The organism is Burkholderia sp. AcTa6-5, from assembly GCF_017815075.1.
GTDB classification, from domain to species: Bacteria; Pseudomonadota; Gammaproteobacteria; order Burkholderiales; family Burkholderiaceae; genus Burkholderia; species Burkholderia sola.
The window spans coordinates 87007-101037 of record NZ_JAGIQE010000013.1; the positions used below are offsets into that span (position 1 = coordinate 87007).

Annotated in this window: 12 protein-coding genes and 1 pseudogene; 9 read left to right on the plus strand and 4 right to left on the minus strand. The window is 69.1% G+C overall.

Features of this window, described 5'->3' with window-relative positions:
* Positions 1 to 6 precede the first annotated feature (6 nt).
* The 3 genes and pseudogenes from J8I33_RS18740 to J8I33_RS18750 form a co-directional block, all read right to left on the minus strand.
* The gene (locus J8I33_RS18740; RefSeq protein ID WP_209938574.1) at positions 7 to 2442 is read right to left on the minus strand and encodes a PEP-utilizing enzyme; all 2436 of its coding nucleotides are present in this window, start codon (positions 2440 to 2442) and stop codon (positions 7 to 9) included.
* A 122-nt stretch (positions 2443 to 2564) separates the two neighbouring features.
* Positions 2565 to 2816 (minus strand): annotated as a pseudogene (locus J8I33_RS18745) (helix-turn-helix transcriptional regulator); the annotation flags it as partial.
* A gap of 11 nt (positions 2817 to 2827) precedes the next feature.
* Positions 2828 to 3685 (minus strand): FCD domain-containing protein, encoded by an 858-nt coding sequence (locus J8I33_RS18750; protein WP_089490193.1) that lies wholly within the window; start codon positions 3683 to 3685, stop codon positions 2828 to 2830.
* Positions 3686 to 3913: 228 nt separating this feature from the next.
* Between J8I33_RS18750 and J8I33_RS18755 the strand changes: the two genes are divergently transcribed.
* The 8 genes from J8I33_RS18755 to J8I33_RS18790 all read left to right on the plus strand — a co-directional run bounded on the left by J8I33_RS18755 (position 3914) and on the right by J8I33_RS18790 (position 12697).
* Positions 3914 to 5122 carry an ABC transporter substrate-binding protein gene (locus tag J8I33_RS18755; RefSeq protein ID WP_050013637.1) on the plus strand — a complete coding sequence of 403 codons (1209 nt, stop codon included), beginning with the start codon at positions 3914 to 3916 and terminating at the stop codon, positions 5120 to 5122.
* A gap of 70 nt (positions 5123 to 5192) precedes the next feature.
* A complete protein-coding gene (locus J8I33_RS18760) occupies positions 5193 to 6053 on the plus strand; it encodes a branched-chain amino acid ABC transporter permease (RefSeq protein ID WP_050013636.1) in 861 nt (286 codons plus the stop codon).
* Positions 6050 to 7093 (plus strand): branched-chain amino acid ABC transporter permease, encoded by a 1044-nt coding sequence (locus J8I33_RS18765; RefSeq protein WP_050013635.1) that lies wholly within the window; start codon positions 6050 to 6052, stop codon positions 7091 to 7093. Before J8I33_RS18760 ends, J8I33_RS18765 begins: the two co-directional genes overlap by 4 nt.
* Entirely contained in the window at positions 7090 to 7857 is a 768-nt protein-coding gene (locus tag J8I33_RS18770) for an ABC transporter ATP-binding protein (protein WP_050013634.1), read from the plus strand. The genes J8I33_RS18765 and J8I33_RS18770 overlap by 4 nt, the downstream gene beginning before the upstream one ends.
* Positions 7854 to 8555 carry an ABC transporter ATP-binding protein gene (locus J8I33_RS18775; RefSeq protein WP_050013633.1) on the plus strand — a complete coding sequence of 234 codons (702 nt, stop codon included), beginning with the start codon at positions 7854 to 7856 and terminating at the stop codon, positions 8553 to 8555. The genes J8I33_RS18770 and J8I33_RS18775 overlap by 4 nt, the downstream gene beginning before the upstream one ends.
* A gap of 32 nt (positions 8556 to 8587) precedes the next feature.
* Complete coding sequence (locus J8I33_RS18780; RefSeq protein WP_050013657.1) at positions 8588 to 9877, plus strand: Zn-dependent hydrolase; 1290 nt, start codon at positions 8588 to 8590, stop codon at positions 9875 to 9877.
* Positions 9874 to 11382 carry a M81 family metallopeptidase gene (locus J8I33_RS18785; RefSeq protein ID WP_209938577.1) on the plus strand — a complete coding sequence of 503 codons (1509 nt, stop codon included), beginning with the start codon at positions 9874 to 9876 and terminating at the stop codon, positions 11380 to 11382. Before J8I33_RS18780 ends, J8I33_RS18785 begins: the two co-directional genes overlap by 4 nt.
* Before the next feature lie 127 nt (positions 11383 to 11509).
* Positions 11510 to 12697: a beta-propeller fold lactonase family protein gene (locus J8I33_RS18790; protein WP_209938578.1), complete on the plus strand. Its 1188-nt coding sequence runs from the start codon at positions 11510 to 11512 to the stop codon at positions 12695 to 12697.
* Between the two features lie 240 nt (positions 12698 to 12937).
* Here J8I33_RS18790 and J8I33_RS34760 read toward each other — a convergent pair whose 3' ends face one another.
* Entirely contained in the window at positions 12938 to 13072 is a 135-nt protein-coding gene (locus tag J8I33_RS34760) for a hypothetical protein (RefSeq protein WP_006405345.1), read from the minus strand.
* A 464-nt stretch (positions 13073 to 13536) separates the two neighbouring features.
* Between J8I33_RS34760 and J8I33_RS18795 the strand changes: the two genes are divergently transcribed.
* On the plus strand, positions 13537 to 13971 hold the full coding sequence (locus tag J8I33_RS18795; RefSeq protein WP_348636020.1) for a hypothetical protein: 435 nt from the start codon (positions 13537 to 13539) through the stop codon (positions 13969 to 13971).
* The last annotated feature ends 60 nt before the right edge of the window (positions 13972 to 14031 follow it).

Consider the following 14031-nt stretch of genomic DNA (forward strand, 5'->3'; position numbering starts at 1 on the left):
CGCGTCTTATTCGACGAGCGTCAGCCGGCCGTCGCTGAGCCGCACTTCGCGCCCCACCCACGCTGCCTCGACGCGCGGCAGCACGGCCGATGGCTTGCGCAGTTCGCGCAGCAGCGTCGCGCCGTGCGACAGCCGGCCGCCCATGCGCGCGATCACCGCCCGGGCGGCCTGGTACTGCGCGTGCCGGCCCGGGTCGAGCGTGTCTTCGAGCAGGATGTCGCGGCCGAGCACGCCCTGCGTGTCACCCGGATAGATCATGAAGCCGGCTGCCTCGTCGGTGCCTTCGCTGCCGTCCTGCCAGAAGCTGCCGTTGCGATCGCGGCGCTCGGGGTGCGGCGCGAACCACGTGTCGCGCTCGGTGGCCGGCATCGCGTGATGCAGGCGGAAGAACACGCGCATCAGATTGTCGCGATACCACTCGCGCACCTGCAGATACCAGCCGCGCATGCCGGGCGCGCCGAGCGCGTGCAGTACGCGAACCGGCAGCGGCCAGTCGGGAAACGGCTGCAGCGGCAGGTCGGCGGCCGGTGGCCGCGCGGTGCCCGGATCGGTTTCCCACGGCAGGCGGTGCGGGCTGTCGTCGAGCTGGCCGTACGCGGTCGGCGGACGCCCCCACAGGGCGCCGCCGCTGCTCGCCAGCGATGACGCGATGCACAGGTTGCCCTGCACGACGAATACGTAGAAGCGCGTGAACCAGTCGGCCAGTTGCTGGCCGTCGGCGCGCCGTTCGACGAGCGTCGCCAGTTCCCGGTCGAAGCGTTCCAGGCCGCGCGCGAGCGTCGGCAGGTGCCCGCGCGCGACGCGCAGCATCCGCCAGAACACCGGCAGCGCACGCAGCAGGCGCAGCGCTCGCCAGCGCAGCGGCGGCGTCGCACCGCCGATCTCGCCGCTGTAGTGGGCGGCCGACACGCCCCAGTCCGAGAGACGCGCGAGGAACAGGTCGTTGTTGATGTACGACGCGCCGCCGTACAGCGCGGTGAACGGTTCGTTGTCGCGCAGCACGCGTGCGTCCCAGCGCGCCATGATGGCCGGGATGCTGCCGGCCGCCCGCCGTTGCGCATATTCGACCAGCCGGCTCGGTTGCGGCGGCAGGATCTCCGCGATGTTCGCGGCGGTCAGGTGACGATGCCAGCCGTAGGTGCTGATCGGACGGTACTGCAGCAGCCACAGCTGCGCACCGTCCCACGCCCATTCGACGTCGCCCGGCACGTAATGGAACGCGCGCAGCACACGTTGCAGGAACGCCCACAGCTGCTGCGCGGTCAGGCCGTGAGCGGTCGCGAACGTGCCGCGCTGCCACGGCTCGCCGAGCCGCGACAGAATCGCGCGCTGCGGGCTGGCCTGCCCGTCGGCGAGCGTTTCCAGGTGGCCTTCGACCCATTCGACCTCGACCGCGAGGTGGCGCACGAACGCGATGCCCGACAGCACGGGCGTGATGAAGCGCTGCACGACGGCTTCCTCGAGGCCGCCGTCGAGCAGTTCTGCCACGCGCGCGGCTGCTTGCGATGCCGGCACGCGCAGGAACGTCGTGTGCCGGCCGGCGTTTGCCGCATCGGCCTGGTCCTCGCCATGGCTCGACGAGCGGACTGCCCACTCGGCGTCGGGCTGGCTCGCGAGAAAGCCGGGCAGGCGCGGATCGTCGGCAGCGGTCAGCGACAGCGCGGGCGGCACCGGCAGCCCGGCCATCGCGGCCAGCGCGAGGCGCCCGCCTTTGGTATGCGCGACGAAGCCCGTGTCGTCGCCTTCGAGCCACTGCGCGAACGCCGCCGGCGCATCGATCCACGGATAGTGTCCCCAGCCGGGCTGCAGCGTGACGGTCAGGTCGGCGCGCGCGAGGATCGCCGACCACGCGGCGGCCTGCCCGACGCCGAGCACCGCATCCTGGCCGCCCCACACGAGTTCGATGCGATCGGTGACCCACTCGAGCAGCGGCAGCGCGGTATCGGCGCGCACGAGATCCCAGTGCGGCACGAACGCGCGGCAACGGGCATAGCCGGCGCCCATGCGGCGATACTGCGCGGGCGTCCAGGTCCGGTTCGAGAACTTGCGGGCGAACAGCGCCGGGTAGTGCGCGAGCAGCCAGTGGATGGTCTTGCGCAGCGGCTTCGGCGCCATCAGTTTCGGCAGGCGCCGCTCCCACAGGAACGCGCCGACCGGGGCGAGCAGCACGCTGCGGCCGAAGTGGCCGGGGCGCCGCTGCAACGCGTGCAGGACCACCAGCGCATTCACGCCGACCGCCATGATCGCGTGCCCGGGTTCGGTCGCGTCCAGCAGCGCCTGCGCATAGGCGGCGAGATCCTCGCACGGCGGCGCGGGATGATCGCCGAAGCCCGGCAGTTCGAGCGGCACGGGGCGATAGCGCCGGAAGTGGGGCAGCGCGTCGTCCCACCAGTCGGCTGCGCTGCCGTTGCCGGCGAGGAGGTACAGGATCGGTTGGCTCATGAAGGCTTCGTCGGTCGACGATCGTCGCGATTGCCGCGGTTGTTGTTGGTATTGCCCGGTGCGAGTGGAATGGAAGCGTGGCCCCGCTCGGATGGATGGTGGGGCATTCTACGCGAGTCGATTTACTTCAATTTGCCGTTTGTTTGGGTCTCGCGCGGCGTCTTGCCGGTCCAGCGCCGATATGCATGACGGAAGCTGCGCGGCTCGCTGTCGCCGAGCCGCTCCGCGATCTCGGCGACCGTCAGCGCGTGATCGTCGAGCAACCGCACGGCGTCGTCGCGACGCACGTCGTCGAGCAGCGACTGGAACGTGATGCCGTCCTTGTCGAGCCGACGGCGCAGCGTGCGTTCGGTCGGGTGCAGCGCATCGGCGAGTGTGCCGCCGATCAGCGTTCTTCCGGATCCGTTGCGGCCGCATCGAGTGCCGCAACGGAACCGGCGGCCGCGCGCCTGCGGATCTCGGAATCGAGGATCAACCGTCCGCGCAGCTTGCCTTTCATCCGCTTCACGTGCTTGGGCGCCTCGGTCATGTGCTCGACCATCAGCGCCCGGACGCGCTCGGCATCGCGCTCGCGCGCGGCCTGCAGGATCGCCTTGTGGATCGACACGTTCGCTTCGCCGAAGCGCTTGTGCTCGACGAGCGGCGTGTCGTTCCGGAACTCGATCAACTGCCGGATCATCTCGTTGATCAGTTCGCAGCTGAAGCGCAGGAACGGATTCGGATTCGCGGCCGCGAGGATGTCGTGGAACGTCGTGTCTTCCTGCCGCTGACGCAGCATGTGGCCGCGATCGTGCACGCTCGACGCGCCGTCGCAGCACGCGATGTTCGCCTCCAGCGCCGCGAAGTCGCGCTCGCTTAGATGCGGCACGGCGCCGGCGGCCAGCTCGGGTTCGAGCAGCTTGCGCACCGTATAGATGTCGTCGATCGTCACGTCCTTGAAGAACAGGTAGTTCTGCAGCAGCTGAAGCGTGCGGTCGAGCGGCACCTCGACGACCATCCCGCCGCCCGACGGCCCCGTCGTGACCTTGATGAGCCCCTGCACCTCAAGCGACTTCAGCGCCTCGCGGATCGTGCTCTTGCTCACCGCGTAGAGCTGCTGCAGCTCGGCCTCGCGCGGCAGGCGGTCACCCGGCTTCAGGTCCTTCTCGGTGATCAGCCGCTTGATCTCCTCGGCGACCAGATCGGCCCGCTTCGGCTGCTTGATTTCGACCGCGAGGCCCGCCCTGGCTCGGTCCATGACCATCTTCACGACTCCTTTGTGTGGCTGCGCGCCGCGTCATCGTCGACGACCGGTGCCGGCGCGGGTACGGAATTTTGCCTGATTGACACCAATTTTGATCAACTCTAGCATCAGGTTCATTCTATTTATCATGATAAATAGGATCAACCGGCGGCGCGCATCCAGGAGTGGCGTGGGCACGGTTTGGCAGTCGGTCGTATCGCGTGTGTCCCCGTTCATGAGGAGCTCAACTTGAATCGCCGAGAACTGTTGAAACTGGCCGCGCTGTCGGCCGTGCCGGGCGCGCTCGGCAGCATGTCGTCCCGGGTCGCGTTCGCGCAGGGCTCGCCCATCCAGCTTGCCTGCCCGGTGCCGATGTCCGGCCCGTTCGCCGCCAACGGCAAGTATGCCGATCTCGGCATGCAGCTCGTCGTCAAGCAATACGGCAAGGTGCTCGGCGCGCCGCTCGCCTATACGGCGCTCGACACCGAGGGCAAGCCTGCGACCGCCGTGCGGCGCGTGCAGGAAATCGCGCAGCAGAAGGGCGTGCGCTTCTTCGCGGGCGGCATCCTGTCGTCCGAATCGCTGGCGATGGGCAAGGAAGTCCAGAAGGCGGACGGCGTGTTCATCACGACGGCCGGTGCGGACGAGATCACCGGCAAGGATTGCAACGCGGCGACGTTCCGCTGGTCGGTGCCGACGTTCGGCGCGATCGAGCAGACGGTGCGCCCGTTGATCCAGATGCTGCCGAAGGCGAAGCGCTGGTACACGATCACGCCGCAATACGTGTTCGGCGACGGCCTGCTGTCGGCCGCGAAGGCGGTCTTCAAGGAGAAGGGCATCGAGCACGTCGGCAACAGCTACCACTCGCTCGCCGAGAAGGAGTTCAGCGGCTACCTGACGAACGCGGCGGCCGCGCAGCCGGACGTGCTGCTGATCCTGAACTTCGGCTCGCAATCGTCGGACACGCTGCGCCAGGCCGTCAGCTTCGGGATGAAGCGCAACTGCACGATCCTGCTCGCATGGGCATCGGGCCTCGAGCAGTTCGAGGCGCTCGGGCCGGACATCTGCGACGGCGTGTATTTCGGCGCGCAGTACTGGCACGGCATCGATTCGCCGCTGAACCGCGATCTCGTGAAGCGCGCGAACGCCGCGTTCAAGGCGAACCCGAACTACAGCCTCGCGGGTTCGTACATCTGCTCGAAGATCCTGATCGACGCGATGGTAAAGGCCGGCAGCGCCGATCCGAAGAAGGTCGTCGCGGCGATGGAAGGGATGAAGTACGACGGCCTCACGGGCCCGGAGGAAATCCGCAAGGGCGACCACCAGGTGCTGAAGAACTACTACCTGCTGAAGGGCAAGCCGAAGGGCCGGATGAAGAATGCGGACGACTATGCCGACATCGTCAGCGCCGGCCAGTCGTTCCTGCCGCTCGACAAGACGGGCTGCAAGCTCGCGTGACGCCGTGCATGCGTTCGCGGCGCATCGCGCGCCGCGGGCGTCCGTTACCTTTCTTTCCGACACGGAAGCCATGAACGTCTATCTGCTGCAGATCGTCAACGGCATCGGCGTGGGCATGCTGTATTTCCTGCTCGCGGTCGGCCTGTCGATCGTGTTCGGCCTGCTGCGCTTCGTGAATTTCGCTCACGGCGCGTTCTACCTGCTCGGGGCGTACCTCTGCTACCAGGCGCTGCAATGGTCGGCGAATTTCTGGGTCGCGCTCGCGCTCGTGCCGCTCGTCGTCGGCGCGTTCGCGTGGATCGTCGAGAAGCTGGTGCTGCGCCACGTGTACGCGCAGCAGCATGAATTCCACATCCTCGCGACGGTCGGGCTCGCGCTCGTGCTGCAGGAGTGCGCGATCCTCGCGTGGGGGCCGCTCGGCGACAACGTGCCGCCGCCCGACGCGCTGAACGGCGTCGTGATCTGGGGCGGCTTCGTCTACCCGAAGTACCGGCTGTTCGTGATCGCGTTCACGGCCGTCCTCGCCGCGTTGCTGTGGTGGGTGCTCGAAGGCACGCGGCTCGGCAGTACGGTGCGTGCGGGCAGCGAGTCGACGGAGATGGTGTCGCTGCTCGGCATCAACGTGACCCGCGTGTTCAGCCTCGTGTTCGCGCTCGGCGCGGCGACGGCCGCGCTGGCCGGCGTACTCGCCGCCCCGATCCGCGGCGTCGATCCGTTCATGGGCATCGAGGCGCTCGGCGTCGCGTTCGTCGTGGTCGTCGTCGGCGGGATGGGGAATTTTCTCGGCGCGCTCGTCGGCGGGCTGCTGGTCGGCATCGTGCAGAGCCTGATGAGCACGCTGTGGCCGGAAGGCGCGCGGCTGATGATCTACGTCGCGATGGCGGCCGTGCTGCTGCTGCGTCCGAACGGTTTGCTGGGGAGGGCCGCATGATCGATTCGTCGAAACCGCTGCCGCCGGGCGCGGCGGCGTCGCAACGCCCGCAGCCGTGGCGCGGCGTGTTGCAGCGGCCGGAAGGCTGGCTCGCGGTGGTGGCCGCGTGCGTGTTGCCGCTTGTGCTGAGTTCGGGCTCGCTCGCGACCGAAGTGCTGGTGTTCGCGCTCGCCGCGCTCGGCTGCAACCTGCTGCTCGGCTACACGGGGCTGTTGTCGTTCGGGCAGGGCATCTTCTTCGGGCTCGGCAGCTACGCGGCGGGGCTCGTGCTGACGCGCGGCGTCGCGTCCGTGACGGCCGCGCTGGTCGCGGCCGCGGTGCTCGGTGCCGTCGCGGCCGCACTCGTCGGCTGGTTCTCGATCCGGCAGCGCGGCACGTATTTCGTGATGCTGACGCTTGCGTTCGGGCAGCTGTTCTATTTCCTCGCGTATACGACGCCGAACGTGACGGGCGGCGACAACGGGCTGCTCGACATCCCGCGCCCGGCGCTCGCCGCATTCGGGCAACCGCTCGTGTCGCTCGCTTCGCCGTGGCGCTACTACGGCTTCGTCGCGGTGCTGTTCGTCGCGGTGTTCTGGCTGCTGCTGCGCGTATCGCGCTCGGTGTTCGGCCGCACGCTGCTCGCGATTCGCGACAACGAAGCGCGCGCGGCGGCGGCCGGCTACGACGTGAAGCGCTTCAAGCTCGCGGCGTTCGTGATCTCGGGCGCGGTCACGGGCCTGGCCGGGGCGCTGCACGCGCTGATGACGGGCATCGCGCCGCTGTCGAACATCGACTACCACACGAGCGAGATGATCCTCGTGATGACGGTGATCGGCGGCACGGGCAACCTGTTCGCGTCGGTGCTCGGCGCGGCGTTCTACGTGCTGTTCGCGGACTGGCTGTCGACGCTGTGGCCGCGCTGGTTGCTGCTGCTCGGCCTCGTCTTGATCGCGGTCAGCCTGTTCATGCAGCGTGGGTTGTGGGGGCTGGGCGAACGCATCGTGGCGTCGCTGCGGCGTAGCGATCGCGCGGCGGCCACGGTCAAGGAGCGGCAATGAGCGAAGCGATTCTCGAAGCGCGCGGCATCGTCAAGCGCTACGGCAAGTTCACCGCGCTGGGCGGCGTCGATCTGCGCATCATGCCGCGCACCGTGCATTCGGTGATCGGCCCGAACGGCGCGGGCAAGACGACGCTGTTCCATACGCTGACCGGCACGCTGCCGATCACGTCGGGCTCGATCCTGTTCGACGGTCACGACGTGTCGCACGAACCCGATCACAAGCGCGTGCGGCGCGGCATCGCGCGCTCGTTCCAGGTCACGAGCCTGTTTCCGAACCTGAGCGTGCGCGAGAATCTGCGCGTCGCCGCGCAGGGCGTCGAATCGCGGCGGGCGTTGAATCCGTGGACGCCGCCGCGCGGTGCGCTCGCGCATGACGGCATCGTCGACGACGTCCTCGAGCGGCTCGGCCTGCAGCGCTTCGCCGATACCGCGGCCGGCGTGCTGTCGCACGGCCAGCAGCGCCGGCTCGAGGTCGGCATGGCGCTGGCGGCGCGGCCGCGCGCGATCTTTCTCGACGAGCCGACGTCGGGCATGGGCATCGACGATCTCGACGACATGAAGACGCTGATCCGCGGCCTGCGCGACGACTACACGGTCGTGCTGATCGAACACAACATGGGCATCGTGATGGACATCTCGGACACGATCACGGTGATGCAGCAGGGGCGCGTGCTGGTCGAAGGCAAACCCGAAGCGATCCGCGGCGACGAGCGCGTGCGCAGCGCGTATCTCGGCAACATGATCACCGGAGGCCGCGCATGATGCTCGACGTGAAAGAGGTTCATGCGTGCTACGGCAAGAGCCACGTGCTGCAGGGCATTTCGCTGAACGTGAACGAAGGCGAGACAGTGACGCTGCTCGGCCGCAACGGCGCGGGCAAGTCGACGACGCTCAAGACGATCGCGGGCGTCGTCGCGCCGACCGGCGGCACGGTGACGTTCGCGGGCCGACCGGTGTCCGGGCAGCCCGCGCACCGGATCGCCGCGCGCGGCCTGTGCTTCGTGCCCGAGCATCGCGGGATCTTCCGGCTGCTGTCGGTCGAGGAAAACCTGCGGCTCGGCGCGCGTCGCGATTCGCCGTGGCAGCTCGACGATATCTACCGGATCTTTCCGCGCCTGAAGGAGCGCCGTCGCAACGGCGGCGCGCAGTTGTCGGGCGGCGAGCAGCAGATGCTCGCGATCGGTCGCGCGCTGATGAATCATCCGCGGCTGCTGATGCTCGACGAGCCGGTCGAGGGGCTTGCGCCGGTGATCGTCGAGGAAATCGTCGAGCAACTGAAGCGGATCAAGGCGGCCGGCGTCGCGATCCTGCTCGTCGAACAGAACCTCGAAGTGTGCACGCAGCTCGCCGATCGCCACTTCGTGATCGAGCAGGGCGTGATCGTCTACGAAGGCAGCAACGCGGCGTTCGCGGCCGATCACGACGTGAAGGACCGCTACCTGGGCGTCGGCGTCGCATGAGCCGTGCCCTTTCAATGCGAGGAATGGCAACGATGCAAGTACAGGATTCGACTCCGGGCGTCGCGGCGTCCGGCTTGCGCGTCGACGGCGCGCGGCTGTGGGACAGCCTGATGCGGCTCGCGCGGATCGGCGCGACCGACAAGGGCGGCGTGTGCCGTCTCGCGCTCACCGAACTCGATCGCGACGCGCGCGACCTGTTCGTCGCGTGGGCGCAGGACATCGGTTGCACGGTGCGCGTCGATGCGATCGGCAATATCTTTGCGCGGCGCGCCGGCGAACGGGACGACCTGCCGCCCGTGGCGACGGGCAGCCATATCGACACGCAACCGACGGGCGGCAAGTTCGACGGCAACTACGGCGTGCTGGCCGGCCTCGAGGTGCTGCGCACGCTCGACGACGCCGGGGTGCGCACGCGCGCGCCGCTCGAGGTGGCGGTCTGGACCAACGAGGAAGGGTCGCGCTTCGTCCCGGTGATGATGGGTTCCGGCGTGTTCGCGGGCGCGTTCACGCTCGACCATGCACTCGCGCAATGCGACCGCGACGGCGTGTCGGTGCGCGACGCGCTGGCCGCGATCGGCTACGCGGGCAGTGCGGACGACGGGCACGGCGCGCATCCGGTCGGCGCGTATTTCGAAGCGCATATCGAGCAGGGGCCGGTGCTGGAAGCGCACGACACGACGATCGGCGTGGTCGAGGGCGCGCTCGGACAGCGCTGGTACGACGTGACCGTCCACGGGATGGAGGCACATGCGGGCCCGACGCCGATGGAACTGCGGCGCGACGCGCTGCTGGTCGCGGCCGATCTCGTGCGCAAGGTGAACGAGATCGCGCGTGCGCATCCGCCGCATGGACGCGGCACGGTGGGCTGGGTCGACGTGCACCCGAATTCGCGCAACGTGATTCCCGGCCGCGTGACGCTGACCGTCGACCTGCGCGCGGCCGACGACGCGATGCTGGCGGCGATGGATGCGGAGCTGCGTGCGGCATGCGCGGACCTGGGCGCAGCGGCCGGGATGCGGATCGACATCGAGCCGGTCGTGTACTTTCCGCCGCAGCCGTTCGATCCGGCGCTGGTCGAGCAGGTCCGTGCCGGCGCGCGTGCACTCGGGCTGTCGTCGATGAACGTGATCAGCGGTGCGGGCCACGACGCGGTGTATCTCGCGCGCGTCGCGCCGACCGCGATGATCTTCGTGCCGTGCAAGGACGGCATCAGCCACAACGAGATCGAGGACGCCGATCCGGTGCATCTGGAAGCCGGCTGCAACGTGCTGCTGCACGCGATGCTGGGCGCGGCCGGGATCGCGGAGGGCGCCGCGCAATGAAGATCCTGATTGCCCGGATGAACCACGAGACCAACACGTTCTCGCCGGTGCCGACGCCGCTCGCCGCGTTCGGCCGCCACGGCCCCGACTGGGGCGACGACGCGTATCGCGCGAATCACGGAATGCGTACCGCGATGGCCGCGTTCATCGATGCGGCCGAGCGCGAAGGCGCGGACATCGTGACGCCCGTGTCGGCGGCCGCGAACCCGAGCGGGCCCGTCGCGGCCGACGCGTATGCGGCGATCTGCGACGCGATCGTTGCCGCCGCGCCCGGCTGCGATGCGGTGATGCTCGACCTGCACGGCGCGATGGTCGCCGAGCAGAGCGCGGACGGCGAGGGCGACCTGCTCGCGCGCGTGCGCGCGGCGCTGCCCGATGCGCCGATCGCGGTCGCGCTCGACCTGCACGCGAACGTCACGCAGAAGCTGATCGACAACGCAGACGTGATCGTCAGTTTCAAGACCTATCCGCACGTCGACATGGTCGAGACCGGCGAGCATGCGGCGCGCGTGTTGCTCGACCGGATTCACGGCCGCGCGCGGCCCGTGCTCGCATGGCGGCAGCCGCCGCTGATGACGTCGACGCTGCGCAGCGCGAGCGCCGAAGGCGCGATGCGGCGCGCGGTGGAGGCCGCGCGCGCGGCCGAGGCGGACGGCATGCTCGCGGTGTCGATCCTGCCCGGCTTCTCGCTCGCGGATATCCCCGCGCCGTGCATCAGCGTGGTCGTGGTGGCCGACGGCGACCGCGCCGCGGCTGACGCAGTGGCCGAGCGCATCGCACGGCAGATCTGGGACGCGCGCGACGCGTTCGTCTATCGCAGCGCGCCGCTCGCCGAATCGGTCGCGCGGGCCGCGGCGCTCGCCGACGGCGCGGACCGCCCGGTGCTGATGCTCGATCACGGCGACAACTGCATGTCGGGCGGCCCGTGCGACACGATGGACCTGCTCGAAGCCGCGCTCGCGCTCGCGCACGGGCTCGACGGAATCGTCAGCGGGCCGTTGTGCGACCCGGAAGCGGTCGCGGCGCTGATCGACGCGGGCGTCGGCGCGACCGTCACGGTGCCGGTCGGCAACCGGTTGCCGTCGCACGGCGGCGTGCGGCGCGAACCGTTTCGCGCGACGGGCATCGTGCGCGCGATCACCGACGGCGAATACGTGATTACCGGGCCGACGTATACCGGGCAGCGTGCGTACATGGGCCGCGCGGCCGTGCTCGATATCGGTACGGCCACGCTCGTCGTCACCGAGCGCACGCAGGAGCCGTGGGATCTCGGCGTGTTCGAGAGCGTCGGCGTCGATCCGCGCCGCGCGCGCTTCCTGCTGCTGAAGTCGCGGATGTATTGCCGGCCGGTGTTCGTGCCGATTTCGTCCGCGCTGGTCGAATGCGACAGCCGCGGCGTGACCGGTTCGGACTACGGGTTGTTTCGCTACGAGCAGCTCGCGCGGCCGGTGTATCCGCTCGACGACATCGTCGAGTGGTCGTCGGGCACGCGACGCACGGATTGACGGAACCGAACCGGGTGCGAGACGCCGGGCGCGCGCGCTTTCGGGCATCATGCGATGGCGCCGGCCCGTCGGGCAGCAGGGCCGGGCAATCCATTGCGTCCGCAACCGATCCGGAGAACCGACCGCCATGCATTCGAATCCCTTCCGCCTGCGCAGCGCGCGCCTGCTCGCCGCGCTGACCCTCGCCACGACGGCCGTTGCCGTGCACGCCGCCGACTGGATCGTATCCGGCAACGACGGCAAGTATCAACGCGTCGAGGGCCGCGACACCTATCTGCCTGCCCCGCCCGCCGACACGCTGACGCTGCTCGACGCCAGCACGTTCCCGCCGAAGGTTGCTTTGCAGATCGACGTCGAGAACGGCATCCAGGGGCCGCCGCAGGCCGTCGCGATCACGCCCGACGCGAAGCTCGCGCTGGTCGGCGCGCCGACGCGCTACGACACGGCCGCGAAGCAGCTCGTGTTCGACACGTTCCTGCAGGTCGTGAATCTCGACAGCGCGCCGCCCGCGATCACGCGCGTCGAGCTCGGCACGCATCCGCAAGGGATCGCGATCGACCGCGCGGGCCGGCTCGCGCTCGTCGCCAACGTCGACGGCAGCGTATCGATCCTGCGCATCGACGGCACGCAGGTGACGCTCGACGGCAACCTGAAAATCGGCAAGAAGCGGCTGGCCGGGATCAGCTTCACGCACGACGGCAAGCACGCGCTCGTGTCGCTGCGCGACGAGCAGGGCATCGCGGTGCTGAACGTCGACGACGGCAAGGTGACCGACAGCGGCACGCGGCTGAGTACAGGCGTCGCGCCTTACACGATCGACGTGTCGAGCGACAACCGCTGGGCCGTCGTCAGCAACGTCGGGCTCGCCGGGCTGCCGGGCTATACCGGCACGCTCGCGGGCGACGCCGATTCGGTCGCGCTGATCGACGTGTCGCGCGTGCCGTTCCGCACGGTTCAGTACTTGACGGTGCCGTCGCTGCCGGAAGGCGTCGCGATTTCGCCGAACGGGAAGTGGATCGCCGTGCAGGCAATGGACGGCTCGAACCTGACGGCCGACAACCCGGGCCGCCACAAGATCGGCAAGGTGCTGCTGTTCGAGATCCGCGACGGGCAGGCCGTGAAGGTGAGCGAGGTGCCGGGAGGCGAAGCCGCGCAGGGCATCGCGTTTACCGCCGACAGCCGGCACGTGATCGTGCAGTTCAACGTCGAACGGCAGCTTGCGCTGTATGCGGTCGATGGCGGCAAGCTGCGCGATACGGGCAAGCGGATCGCGCTGACGGGCGGGCCGTCTTCGTTGAGGACGTTGCCGCGCTGACGGGCTTGGCGGGACTGGTCGGCGGCTTGCGGATCAGCTGCGAGATGGCGGAAAACATCACCGCGCGGCTCGACGAAGCGTTGTCAGCCGCGCACGCCGGCGGCGCGGATCACGCGGAACGATGCGGGCCGTTCGGTCGTGAGCGGCATGCGCCCCTTCAAGGGTTGAAGGGGCACGCGAGCCGGCGACGCGCACGCGGGGATGCGCGCGGTACGGCCGCACCGGGTCGCACGACCGCGGTTACGGACGCAGCAGATCGAACCCGCCGAATACCACGACACCGCTGAGCGCGATCATTGCGACGGAGTGCTGGCCGAAGTAAAGAATCGCGGCGGCGAGCCACGTCGTGATGCAGAAGGCGCCGATGCGGGCCATCGTGTGTTCCTCGAATGCGTAATGAAGTGAATGCGTGCCGCACGGCGTTCGCCGCTCGGGCGGTGAGCGCCGTGCGGTACGCGTGCAAGCGGACGGAAAAGGCGACTCGGGGAAGCCGCGAGGGCGTCGTCGGCATACGTTGTATGCCGTGCCTCGAAAGTCCGGGAGTCGGAGCCGGCGGCATCGCGCGGTCGGGCCTGAACGAGGCGTCCGACGTGCGCATCCGGCCGGCGAAGCGGCGATTTTACCAGTGCCGTCATGCTGCCAATCTGGCCCTTTCGCGATCAATTGCGATCATCAACGGGCAATCTACCCGACCCCGATATTCAAGTTTCGTGTGATGAATGCCGTAAACGGACTGGAAGGCGATTTCCGCCCCTGTGACTTCGTATACCGACACACGGACCGACACGATGCAGATCGATTTCTCCACGACCACGCGATCGCCGCTCGTTGACAGCGGCGTGGCCGCGAACCCGCCGGCCGCGACGTCGTCCACCGGCGGCGCGACGGATGCCGCGAGCACGACGGGCACAACTGGCCCAACGGGCGCCACCGCCGTGACTGGCACGTCGAGCACTCCCGGCACGAAAGATTCGACCGACGCCGCCGGCGCAACGCCCGGCGCAGCGGGCGCATCGTCGGAGGACCCGGCGGTCGCCCAGTTGAAGGCGCTGATCGAGCGCCTGCAGAAGCAGCTCGCGACCTTGGAGCGGCAGATGGCCACCGCGGCCCAGCGCGCCAAGGACGACCCGGCCGCGGCCGTCGAGCAGCAGTCGCTGAGCGCGGAAGCCGGCGCGATTTCGGCCGCGCTCGCGACGGCGATCTCGCAACTCGCCGCGGCGCTGGAAAAATCCGGCGGGTCGCAGTCGGGCGGGCTGGTGTCGACGCAGGCCTGAGCGGCCGCGGCGGCGTCGGCCGCACGCATTACAATCGTCAGTTCGTCTCCCTCTCAAGGA